This is a genomic window from Psychrobacter sp. SHUES1 (genome assembly GCF_001652315.1).
GTDB classification, from domain to species: domain Bacteria; phylum Pseudomonadota; class Gammaproteobacteria; order Pseudomonadales; family Moraxellaceae; genus Psychrobacter; species Psychrobacter faecalis.
Map to the genome: position 1 here is coordinate 45,230 of NZ_LXWA01000024.1, position 12,101 is coordinate 57,330.

Genomic DNA, 12,101 nt, shown 5'->3' on the forward strand with positions numbered 1-12,101 from the left:
TGGCAACTTATTCCAAACAGCTGGTTTCAAAGGCCTGCTAAATATTATTTTTGCATAGCGGTTATGCCTTATTTGCCATTAAACCCTTGCCGTTAAAAAGTTTGCATTGAATCTTTAAGGCAAAATAGCGTAATACATTTCTAACGACACAATGCAAGCGCAAACGATGACTGCAAGATATGTCAATCATGGCAAAATAAGTCGCCGCTACCGAAAAAAATAACGTATTTACAATAGGCACAGATGGCGTCAGCTGTTAAGCTTAGCGGCGCTGCGAATATTGCTTTGAACAATATCATTATAGGTGCCATATTCAGTGCTACCATCGGTGAAAACAACCCATAAATCAAGCCCGTTTTAACCAGTGCTTTATTACATTCAGGTCCACTAAGGTCACTCATTTATGTCGATGTTCAGTATAGAACCAAGTAACTTATCGTTGAGCTTAACTCTCGGCCTTACCTTAGGTCTTAGTGGATGTCAGAGTTTGCCAAAGCAGCCGCATTTGCCTGAAAGCCAAGCTTTATCGGCGCGTATTGACGCTTTATACCAACAAGGCAGTCGCGAGCAAAACAACAATCAAAAAGACGGCCAACAAAATGGCCCAAACCCTAATGCAAAGACGGATAGCACTGACCTAGTAGCGGCTATCAGTGAACAAAACGAGATTCACCCTGATTTATCGGGCTATCATCCGATTGTGACCGGTGCCAACGCCTTTGCTTCGCGCAGTATTTTGACCAACATGGCCACGCGTAATATCGATGCCCAATATTATATCTGGCACGATGACCAAGCCGGACAGTTGATGCTAAAAGACTTATGGGACGCAGCCGAGCGCGGCGTCATCGTTCGTTTGTTGTTAGATGATTTTAATAATAGCGCCAAATTCGATCAGCATTTATTACGTTTTGCCAGCCACCCAAATATCGCGGTACGTATTATTAATCCATTGATGTACCGTAAATTTCAAACCTTGAACTATGTCACGGGTTTACCGCGCATCAATCGGCGCATGCATAATAAAAGCATGACTTTTGATAAGCAAATCACCATTATCGGCGGGCGTAATATTGGCGATGAATACCTAAGTAATGATAAAAACAGCCAATTTGCCGATTTAGACGTTTTGCTCATCGGTAAAGTAGTCGCTGACATTGACAATAGCTTTGCCAGTTACTGGTCAGCGCCAATTTCATTTGATATCCAAACCCTTGCCACCCTTGATAAAGGTGAAACCACGGATTTTTTGGAAGGTTTGGACAAACTAAGAGCCGATGAAAAAAACAACAGTAAGAGCAGCTTAGACGTCTATAAAACGGCTATCGAAGATTCCTTTATTGATAGTGACCTAATTAATAAGCGCGTGCCCTTTCGCTGGACTGACATGCAGTTTTTAAGTGATGACGTTGGCAAATTAACCAAAACTGTCCCAGCCGATACCAATTTGGTGCATCAGCTGCGTACTTTATTGGGCAGTCCAACCAAACGCCTGACGATTATCTCATCCTATTTTGTCCCCACCAAAGACGGGGTCAATACGCTGGTCGAGCTGGCAGAAGCTGGGATTGATATCAAGATTTTGACCAACTCCTTTGACGCCACTGACGTGACCGCGGTGCATTCTGGCTACAGTCAATGGCGCCCAAGCTTATTGCGAGCCGGAGTAAAAATCTATGAGCTAAAATCAACCGCTTCTGAAGAAAAACGCGAAAATAAGCTTTGGAAGGCGCGCAGTCAATCGTCCACCAGCCTACATGCCAAGACTTTTGCCGTTGACGACTACCAAGTATTTATCGGCTCATATAACGTCGATCCGCGCTCCGCCAACATCAATACTGAGATGGGCGTCATTATCAATGATGAAGAGCTAGCAAAACAATTGCATAGTGCGCTCAGCGACGAATTATTGGGTCAAGCCTATGAAGTTAAGTTGTTAGAAAATGGCAGTTTGCAGTGGCATACCGTAGAAGCGGGTGAAAAGGTCGTTTACGATTCAGAGCCGCGCGTCGATATTAGTGATCATGTTTGGCTGGCCATCATGTCATGGCTACCGATTGATTGGTTATTATAAGTTTTTATAAATAGCTAAGACTTTTTAGCGCACGACCTTTATTCTATACGCTTTATTTACCCATTTTAATAAACCCCTCTTTATGTGGATGCGTGATCTATTATGCCTTCTCGTTCTCAATATGCTCTGATGTCTTCTAAAGATAGAAATGCTGTGCTGTTTATCTGCTTTAGCAGCGCAGTCGCGTTCTTTGATTTTTTGATTTACTTATATCTTGCTGATATCATCGCTGCCGCCTTTTTTCCTGCTAATACCAGCGCGGCGATGGCAAAAATTCAAGGGCTTGGGCTTTTTGCGATTGGGTATTTGGCACGCCCATTTGGCGGCGTTATCTTTGGACGCTTTGGTGATATCAGCGGTCGAAAGCCGATATTATTAATGAGTATTTTGGTGACAGCCGCAAGTTTGCTGGCGATGGCTTGCTTGCCAACCTATACCCAATGGGGCATGGCGGCGCCCGCTTTATTCATTATTTTGCGCCTGATACAAGGAATGGCGTTTGGACTTTTTGTGCCTTTAGCTTGGGTTTTTGTGTCAGAGCATGTACCACGCCAATATTTGTCAGTCGCTTGTAGTTATGTGACGGCGAGCTTTTTTGTCGGTGTGCTATTTTCTAACGCCTTTTTTCTTTGGTTGACCAACTCCATGACCACGGAGCAACTGGCCGCTTATGGCTGGCGGGTACCATTCTTTATGGCAGCCATCCTAAGCGTGGTGCCTCTCTTGGCGTGGCGCTGGATAGATGAATCGCCGTTTTTTATCGCTATGAAAGCCGCAAAACCAAGAGACTATATTGCCAAACCCTTTATCCTGCTCTTTAAGCATTGTAAGCATTCTATCTTTATCGGTTTGCTGCTCACCTTTATCATAGCCAGTATCACCACCGTTGTTATTCTACTCCTACCCGATTTAATTGAACTGCGCTTTACCTTAGACACGGATTTATTTGGATTTTCACACAGCTTGGGTATTGTGTTTATGATTTTTGGCTGTGTGTTTTACGGCTTTATATCCAACCATCAAAACTTCGGTAAAGTATTGGCTATTGGCTCTATCTTATTAATTGCGCAGATGTTTGCGTTCTTTTATCATCTACAAGCAAGTGGCGACTACATTCTTATCATGTATGCGCTGTTAGGGTTTTGTGCGGGTATTGTGGGCATGGTTCCGGCCATTTTGGTACAATTATTTCCCACCAACGTGCGCCTGACAGGTATGGCACTTTGTTATAATGTTGCTTATGGGATTGTCGGAGTGTTGGTGCCTTTTGGGCTTGGTTACGCCACTTTATATATCAGCTTTTCGCCTGCCCTATACACTGCCTTTGTAGGCTTTATCGGCATTATCATGGGCATTTATTTTTATAATTTGCCTGAATTCAAAAAAATTGATGAAGTGATTTAGAGAATAATTACTGAGTTTTTCCCTATTTTTGCTTTGTTATTGATTTTCCTATTATTTAACTTATATAGATAGAATAATCAAAAGGCGTCATGAAAATAACACTCATGGCGCTTTATCTATTCTCCTTTTAAACACATTTAAAAATGCACGTAAAAGTATGGTCGGTTCGCAATAAAATTGGCAAATTAATGAATATAGACGTGAGGCTGGTATAACGATTTTAAAACGACCTACTATATGCTTGCATAATAACGAGGCTTTACCCTAATGGTTGCTATGACCGACAAACGACTCTCTGTTGCGCCCATGATCGACTGGACAACGACAGATTATCGCTACTTTGCACGGCTGTTTAATCCGCATGTTTATCTTTATACCGAGATGATTAGTACCGGTGCGCTGCTCAATGGCAATCGCGCGCGGCATTTGCGCTTTGATACGCTTGAGCATCCGCTGGTGCTACAGCTTGGCGGTGCCGATAGTAGCGAGATGACCCAATGTGCCCAATTTGCGCAGCAGCATGGCTATGATGAGGTCAATATCAACGTCGGTTGCCCCTCTGATCGCGTCCAGCACAATAAGATTGGCGCTTGCCTCATGGCAGAGCCGCAGGCGGTTGCTGGTTTGGTCAAACACATGCAGGCAGCGGTCGATATTCCGGTGACCGTTAAACATCGTATTGGTATCGACAATTTTGATAGTTATGAGTTTATGGTAGATTTTGTCGAAAAAGTCGCAGCGGCAGGTTGTACGCGCTTTATTGTTCATGCCCGTACGGCGTGGCTACAGGGCTTGAGCCCCAAGCAAAATCGCGAAATACCGCCATTACGTTATGATGATGTTTACCGTCTCAAACAAGACTTTCCAACGCTTGATATAGAAATTAACGGCGGTATCGAAACGGTTGCCGATATTAAAGCCCATTTACAGCATGTCGACGGCGTGATGATTGGTCGGGCGTTTTATCACAATCCGTACCTACTGGCAGAAGCCAACAGTTTATGGGGCGCGCCGATTCCTAAGCGCTCGGATATTTTGGCACAATTGTACCCTTATCTAGAAAAACAAATCGCTAAAGGTGAAGCACTACCAACGATGACACGGCATTATTTAGGGTTGTTTCAAGGCTTAACAGGTGCGCGCAAGTGGCGACAGGCATTGAGCGGTAAACCGCAGCTAACAATTGATGATATTAAACGAGCCGCTGAAGAAGTCTTAGCCTTAAATCCAAATGCTTAGTCATCAATCACTATAAACATAAAATAACAGCTAATGGGTGCATAGCTAATTGATAAAGACATTCATCAATTAGCTATTTGACGTTTATATATAAACCTTTAACTAACTTCCGCTAAATACTGCGCCATCGCGACGCCATTATTAATAATATGTAACAGCATCGGTAATACTAGCGAGCCTGATTTGATACGCGCATAGCAAAATATCAATGCCAATACCACAATGGTGCCGATTTCATAAATACCATATTGCAAGTGAATTACCGCAAATATCACGCTGGTTACTAGGCTTGCGACTATTGTGCCGCGACGCTCTGCGTTGGCTACGTTTGAGAACTGCTCAGCAATAGCCGACCATAATAATCCACGAAATATCAACTCTTCATAAATCGGCGCGACAATCACCATGGCAAATATCAATAACCAGACTGAGCTGACAGACTGATATAAAGGGTCGACGAAGACCAACGGTGATTCATTGAGCAGGTAAGTTAACGCTTGACTACCAATCATAAATATCAGCAATAACCCTAACATACCGATGCCAACCGACCATGAAAACGGCTTGAGCGCTAGATACTGTTTTACATTGCCGCCCCTCACCCGAATCAATAAAACGCTGACTGCCACCAGTAATACACAGCCAATGATGATAGAAAGACTGACCACCGTACCATCATTGCTACCAAAAAAGAAAATATCGCCCATAGTGGCATTCTTAGTAGCGGGTAATACTAGTTTGCCGGCGATATAGACGCCGATTAATTGACTGATAAAGAACGTCACTACCATCCCAATGAGTAACAGCAACGCACCCAAGCGTGAAAATAGCGGCGCAGGATTGAGTGCTGTGGTCTTAATAGATGCGGTGGTCGCTTTTTTTAGCATAAATCGTCACTCAAAAAAGTGTGCTAGCTGCTCACATTACATTTATCCTAACCTCTAGGATTCACAAGCATCGTTTATTTTGGCAACTGCTTTTTAATAAGTTCAAGCACTTGACGCGCCACCGACTCTGGGTGCTCAAGCGGGAACATATGACCGCCGGCGTGGGTTTCATAATCGATATTCAGGCGTGATTTGATTTGCTGCGGGAAGCGGCGCTTGAGAAAGATACTGTCTTCACCAATGATAAGCGTCACTGGCGGTTTAGGCGCTCGGTTCGGGGTCAGCCAATACCATGACGGATTGGTACGAAAAACTTCGACTTCGCTGGCTTTAGGGATTGCCAATGTGACTTTGCCGTCCGCACGCTCATGTAAACCATGCTCGATATAGCCCTGAAAACTACGCTCATCGAAATCTTTAAAAAAGCCCTTATGACGCAGCTTATCATAGGCGTCTTCGCGGCTATCCCAAACATCACGGCGATGCTTAGACACACCCGCTGGCGACAGCTTATCCATCAAACGATTATTCATCAGCGGTAATCTATCGGCGGTTTTGGCCAAATGCCAGAGCAGGCTGACTTTGCCATAAATCCATGGTGGATCCAACAGCACCGCTTGCGCAAATATCTCCGGCGCACGGTATAACGCCTGCATAGTACACATGGCACCAAGCGAATGTCCAACGCCTACTAACTGACTTACGCCATGCTGCTCACACGTGCGTTTAACGCTATCAATAATCTGCTGGGTCAGGCTTTGCCAATGGTTATCGACTGGATAATCGGGCGTATTACCCAGCATAGGGATATATTCAATGGTAAAAAATTCAGCAAGTGGGGCAAAAAACGGCGCATAAACGGCGCTTGGCATACCATTGGCATGAGCAAAATGAATGACAGGTTTTTGGGTTATCTTAGACTTGGGTAATGTCGCAAAGGTCTGTGGATTAATGGCACTCATGACAAGCTCTCAGTAATTTAAATAGCTGTTTATTATAATAATCGAAATTTATATACAATTAAGGCTGAGCATAATCATATACTCAGCCTTAACAATCATACACATTAAATCCAAAATATAAAGCGCTTAGCGCATCTGCGCCTGACCCTCTTCTTGCGGTAACACGTCAAGCTTGATACTTGAGCCAAGACCTGCGCCTAACTTAACGGCAAAGCGATCCATAAATAAGCTAAATGGGTCGGTCGGCGTATAATTGACGACGTTATCAAGCTTCAGTTTCTTCTCTAAAGTCGAAATACTGCCCTTTTTGTCAGCTAAACCCAACTCAATCGACTGCTCGCCGGTCCAAAACAGCCCTGAAAACAGTTTGTTTTCCTCAGGATTCTTTAGACGATCGCCGCGACCTTCTTTGACCGCATTGATAAAGTGCTTATGAGTATTGTCCAGCACTTTTTCGACGTGCTGCTCTTCATAATCAGTGAGCGGACGTGACAAGCTTAAGATATCTTTATACTCGCCTGCGGTAATGGTGCGGTCTTTAACGCCGAATTTATCCATTAAGCCTTCGATATTATAGCTTGGCATAATTACGCCAATCGAACCGACTAAGCTTGATGGATTGACATAAATCTCATCCGCAGCTGAGGCGATATAATAAGCGCCCGAAGCACCCATATCACCAATCACCGCGTAGAGTTTTTTGTCAGGATATTCTTGACGCAAATCCATCATCGTCTGCCAGATTTCATCAGACTGTACGGGTGAGCCGCCGGGCGAGTTGATGTCAAGCGCCACGGCTTTGGCATTACTGTTTTCAAAAGCGCGCGTCAAGGCCTCATTAACATCGTAAGCATTGGCGATATCACCACTACTAATCGTTCCTTGGATTTCAACCACCGCCAAATGCGGCTTACTGGTATCAACGCCCTCAAGCCCGGACGGTGTTTTGGTACTACAACCGCGACCAATGGTCAAAAATATCAATAAAATATAACCAAAGGTCAATAGCTTAAAGAAAATACTCCAGCGACGGGCGCGGCGCTGCTCAACCACACTGGCTAATAACGTATTTTCAAGCAGTCGCCACTCTTGTCCGCTCGGCTGATTTTGCTGCTGCATCGGCGTTGGCTGATTTGACGAGTTGTCAGGACGTTTGTTAGGGTCTGGTGGCCAGTTGGGCATATAACTTCCTAAGTCAGAAACAATGTAAAACGATGAAAGAAATAGTGTTAGAACTTAATAAAGCAAAAAATTAATAAAACCGCAATAAAGATATTTACTTAGACAATTACGTTTTTTAGCGCTTTGATAAAGTTGAATAAGCTACTAAGTATGGTGGCATTTTGCTCATGGTTCAATAGCAGAACTGTGAAATAGCTTGATATTATAAAGGCGACAGGTTATAGGAGCGAGGTATTTTATAAGGATAATACCAATAAGTCAGATTATAAGGTTAATCCTTACTATCGGCCTCAAAAGCTAGAGCGGCATCTAGTGACTTATTATCATAAGTGATTGTCTCATGGATTTGTTGCGCCCTTATTGCATCTGCAGAGATATGCGAAGTGCTGTGCCCAAGCCACGTTGTACTGTTTATGACATTACCTAAGGCGTTGTTTAAAGAGTCTTTTAAAGTGTCATTTTTAGTATTTGGTTCAATCGCGCATAATAACGACCACATTTGCCACACGCGCGGATGGGTATCGACATTTAAAACCAAACGTGATTGAGCATTTTTAATCTGAGAAGGTGTCGCTTTGTTATCGGACTGAAGTGTTTGTACTTTAGTAGCTAATGATTTGAGCGGGTCAGCAGCATTGTAGTTTATCACGTGAATAGGCAGTCGACTGTCAAGTTCAAGCGTACAGTCCCAGACACTGGCATCGTTTATTTTGCTCCAGCCTGTGATAGCTTGCAACGTTAAATCACCATTGGTGAGTTGCCAGATTTTACCTTGCTCACAAGTTTGGGCGCTGATGGTTGCATGAGTTCTATTTTTACCAGATTGACTGGCTAGTTGATAAGCGCGCTGGAGCTCGGGCCAACGCTCACTACGCCCTGCTTGCCAATACTGAGCGGTTGGGAGACGTTGACTTAGCTCAGCGACGGTCATTGGTAGCAGCTCAGAGCCGTTTGGCTTATAGATGGTCTGCTGCAATGACTTACGGTTGTTATTTTTTAATGTCGCTAAAGACGATGTCAAGGCCGCGCTACTGCTTTGCACCACAATACCTTCTAGACGCTTGATAGATAAGCTGCGCAGTTGCTGCTCTAGGGTCGCAGATAACTTGTCAGCGGTTAGCGTGCTTGGCATCGTACGAGTATCATAAGGCCTATGATCGGCTAAAATTAACCAGCTAACGTTTGTCTTATTATCTTCATTATTTAGCACAGGGTATTGTAGCACCGCCGCGCTTAAATATTGGTCGCCCGTTGGCAGAATATAGAGAGTCGGAGTCATGGTTAATGACTGCTGATTGGCGTATACCGTCATAACCAGTAGCGTTAACGGCGCTAGCGCGAGCCAACGACTGATAAGCCCGCGCGGTAATAGCCATGGCAGCATCGCCAATAATACCATCAGCAAAATTGCCATATTCACTGGCGTATAAAGCCATGCCCCTGAGAATATCGGTAACGCCGTTAGCCGCGTGATAAGCTCGTGTAAATGAGCGACGAGAGCAATCACCAGTGCCCAAATAGCATCTGCTAACGTGGGCGAGATAAGATAGCACAGCCCAGCCAGTAAATTTAGCGGTACAATCACCCAACCAAATAAACCGATGGCAAATAAATTAACGATAAGCCCTAACAGTGATGCCTTACCGAATAACAATAAGGTTATGGGTAATAGCGCGATAAATAGCCAAAACTGTAATTTGAACAGACGTTTAAATCCCAACCATGTACGTTGAAGTATCTTCGCATTTTTATTGTCATTAGAATTCGTGGTCGTTAAGCTTGCAGACTCTGTTTGACTCCATGCTACTGAACTATCTTCGTACTTTAATAGCAGCGCTACCGCTATAAAGGACAGCCAATAACCAGCCTGCCACAGTACATACGGGTCGAACCATGCCATCAGTATCGCCAGCGCCAACAATATACGCATGGTACTAATTGGCAGTAGCGTTAAGCGTATCAAACCTATGGCTAATAACATCCACGCGGTACGCGCAGCAGGTACATCAAACCCAGTAAATAAGGCATAAATAAAAGCCGCGCTCATCATAACCCACCAGCGCAATTGCCAGCGCGGGATATGGCGATAGAGAGAGGGGTAAAAACGATTCAACAGTAAGACTAACAATCCCGCTAATACAATCGCTAAAAATAGAACATGCGTTCCTGAGATGGCCAATAAATGAGAAATACCTGCCAGCTGATATAAATCTTTGGTACCGCGATTGATTAAACTGCGATCACCGGTCAGCAAACTCAAAGTCACCGCTTTTGCTTGCTGCTCTGCGAGAGTTTGCGCTGCCCAATCCTGATAAAAATGCTGACGTAGTTGCCAACGTCCTTGGTCTATCGCGTTACGAAAGCGGTATAAATAAGAATTGTCCGCTTTAGATAATGCTGCTGAGCCATTAAACAGAATAGTTGAGGTACTGGTCGCTAATATAGTGGCAACCCCATCGATATGTCGCCCTCGTAACCAACGATAACTATCAAATCCGGTTGGATTGTTCAGCGCTTGCTCAGAGTTAGCAAGTGGCGCCAGCGTCAAAGTCATCAATAACTGATCACCTGGCTGCAAATGATTTAGTTCTATAGTCTTCGATTTATTCTCAGTACCTTTCTTAGAAGGTTTTTTAAGGAGCGACTTCTTAGAGTAAGATTTTTTTGGATAAGCGTTTAGCAGTATACGATATTGTTTATTTTCGAAATATTCGAAATTATCTCCGTTTAAATTATTTTCCTTATTGCTTAGGCTATTATCAGTCACCTCTTTATAATTGGCATTGTAATTTACGCTCAGTTTGTCCAAATCCTGCGACGTTAGCTCGGACAGTAAAGGCGATATATGGCTAATGGTAGCAACCTGCCGATAGCCACTATTACTTGCGTCATCATAGACACTGTCACTGATGCCTTCGATGCTCACCAACGCTTGCACGCGCACAGTTTGTTTGATGGCATTACTTTGCGCCTGCTGCTGACTTATCAAAGCGAGCAGCCCACTACCAGTAATCAGCGCTAACGCTAATACCGTCGTTAATAAATAATGAGGAAATTTATAGAGTAATGGTGATGTAGAAGATCGGGTTTTAGCAGAATTTTGAACATCAAGACTTTGAGCGGAGGAATTTTTAACATACCTCTTTTTAGCGTCAATCGAGGGTGCAAACGCAATGTAACGCTGATTGATAAATAGCAGAACGATGGTCAAAGCTATTAATAATAACGGCAAGATAGAAGATGTGCTGAGGTCTGTTAATAAGGAGCCAACTGGCAGCGGCATAGTATCTGCAACGGCCAAAACTCCCATCATAACGATGATTATCAAGCTACCAATTAACCAGTACACCAGCGCTCCTCGCTTGCTTGATAGCTCGTCCATTGCATATAAGTTGTGTGATGAATAATGACCGTTCTAAACATTGAACCAACCATCAAGTGCGCAAACCGTCTAGCGATGGCATTTATGTGGCTATTACCCTATACTTACCAGAAATATTGCAATAGTGATTATTCAACATTATCTAGCCGCTTTTCTGATAACATTTATAGCTATATTTCTTATTAATAATATCACTGTATATCAGCCCATCAATATGATTGAGCGGGCTGAAGATAACATGTAAAGGCGATTCTGTGCCAAACAAACGTCTAAAAGACCTACTTCCTACCCCTGAAAAAATCTTAGAAAGTCGCTCATTAAAACTATTTGCGCCGCAACTTGCCGACCCGCGTTTATGGCATTTTAATCGCCATAGTTTAAATAAAGCGGTTTATATTGGTGTGCTCAGCGCATTTTTCCCGCTGCCAGGACAGATGTTACTGGCTTTAATCGGCGCGCTTATTTTTCGTGCCAATGTGCCAATGGCGCTTGGTCTGACTTGGATTACTAACCCGCTGACGACTCTGCCGGTGTTTTATGCTGGCTACTATATCGGTGCCAAAATCCTTGATGTGCCGATGATTAGCTTACGAATTATCGGCAGAATGATTTCTGACTTTAGCTTATGGCTCATATCTGATGGCGCCAATCCTTTCATCACTTATAAAGGTACGGTATCTATCGCCGCTTTTTGTCTAGGGCTAACAATTTTAGCGGTCATCAGTAGTATTGTCTGCGGTTTGGCGTTTAAAGCCATCTGGCGCTATAAGACTGTCACCAGCTGGCAAAAACGTCAGAAAGACTCTGCTGAAAAAACCAGCAAGCATGAATAGCCTTAATTATTAATAATCGGGTGGTGTATCAGAAAGTATGCTGAGGAAATAAAAGGAGGAGTGACAGCCAGAGCAAGATGATATATTTGAGGTTATGAAGACACAAATAGATATCAGTTGCCCCGACTGTCACAGTAA

At 43.7% G+C, this 12,101-nt stretch carries 8 protein-coding genes; 4 read left to right on the top strand and 4 right to left on the bottom strand.

Annotated features, from left to right (window positions below; all coding sequences use genetic code 11):
• The first annotated feature begins 403 nt into the window (after positions 1 to 403).
• The 3 genes from A7325_RS01745 (at position 404) to dusA (ending at position 4,717) form a co-directional block, all read left to right on the top strand.
• Positions 404 to 2,074: a phospholipase D family protein gene (locus A7325_RS01745; RefSeq protein WP_068404079.1), complete on the top strand. Its 1,671-nt coding sequence runs from the start codon at positions 404 to 406 to the stop codon at positions 2,072 to 2,074.
• 102 nt (positions 2,075 to 2,176) lie between these two features.
• Complete coding sequence (locus tag A7325_RS01750) at positions 2,177 to 3,478, top strand: MFS transporter (RefSeq protein ID WP_068404080.1); 1,302 nt, start codon at positions 2,177 to 2,179, stop codon at positions 3,476 to 3,478.
• Positions 3,479 to 3,745: 267 nt separating this feature from the next.
• Positions 3,746 to 4,717, top strand: coding sequence for a tRNA dihydrouridine(20/20a) synthase DusA (gene dusA, locus A7325_RS01755; protein WP_068404081.1), 972 nt, complete (start codon positions 3,746 to 3,748; stop codon positions 4,715 to 4,717).
• Between the two features lie 98 nt (positions 4,718 to 4,815).
• On the opposite strand, the gene A7325_RS01760 is transcribed toward dusA, so the two are convergent.
• From A7325_RS01760 to A7325_RS01775, 4 genes are all read right to left on the bottom strand, one after another.
• Complete coding sequence (locus tag A7325_RS01760) at positions 4,816 to 5,604, bottom strand: CPBP family intramembrane glutamic endopeptidase (protein ID WP_068404083.1); 789 nt, start codon at positions 5,602 to 5,604, stop codon at positions 4,816 to 4,818.
• Positions 5,605 to 5,678: 74 nt separating this feature from the next.
• Positions 5,679 to 6,566: an alpha/beta fold hydrolase gene (locus tag A7325_RS01765; RefSeq protein ID WP_068404084.1), complete on the bottom strand. Its 888-nt coding sequence runs from the start codon at positions 6,564 to 6,566 to the stop codon at positions 5,679 to 5,681.
• A 126-nt stretch (positions 6,567 to 6,692) separates the two neighbouring features.
• Entirely contained in the window at positions 6,693 to 7,748 is a 1,056-nt protein-coding gene (sppA, locus tag A7325_RS01770; RefSeq protein WP_068404086.1) for a signal peptide peptidase SppA, read from the bottom strand.
• Positions 7,749 to 8,019: 271 nt separating this feature from the next.
• A complete protein-coding gene (locus A7325_RS01775; protein ID WP_068404097.1) occupies positions 8,020 to 11,097 on the bottom strand; it encodes a ComEC/Rec2 family competence protein in 3,078 nt (1,025 codons plus the stop codon).
• A gap of 287 nt (positions 11,098 to 11,384) precedes the next feature.
• On the opposite strand from A7325_RS01775, the gene A7325_RS01780 reads away from it, so the two are divergent.
• Positions 11,385 to 11,963 (top strand): DUF2062 domain-containing protein, encoded by a 579-nt coding sequence (locus A7325_RS01780; RefSeq protein WP_068404088.1) that lies wholly within the window; start codon positions 11,385 to 11,387, stop codon positions 11,961 to 11,963.
• The last annotated feature ends 138 nt before the right edge of the window (positions 11,964 to 12,101 follow it).

Excerpts from the sequence above, each read along its gene's own strand:
- A7325_RS01745 (WP_068404079.1), top strand. The coding sequence starts at position 404 with ATGTCGATGTTCAGTATAGAACCAAGTAACTTATCGTTGAGCTTAACT.
- A7325_RS01750 (WP_068404080.1), top strand. The coding sequence starts at position 2,177 with ATGCCTTCTCGTTCTCAATATGCTCTGATGTCTTCTAAAGATAGAAAT.
- dusA (WP_068404081.1), top strand. The coding sequence starts at position 3,746 with ATGGTTGCTATGACCGACAAACGACTCTCTGTTGCGCCCATGATCGAC.
- A7325_RS01760 (WP_068404083.1), bottom strand. The coding sequence starts at position 5,604 with ATGCTAAAAAAAGCGACCACCGCATCTATTAAGACCACAGCACTCAAT.
- A7325_RS01765 (WP_068404084.1), bottom strand. The coding sequence starts at position 6,566 with ATGAGTGCCATTAATCCACAGACCTTTGCGACATTACCCAAGTCTAAG.
- sppA (WP_068404086.1), bottom strand. The coding sequence starts at position 7,748 with ATGCCCAACTGGCCACCAGACCCTAACAAACGTCCTGACAACTCGTCA.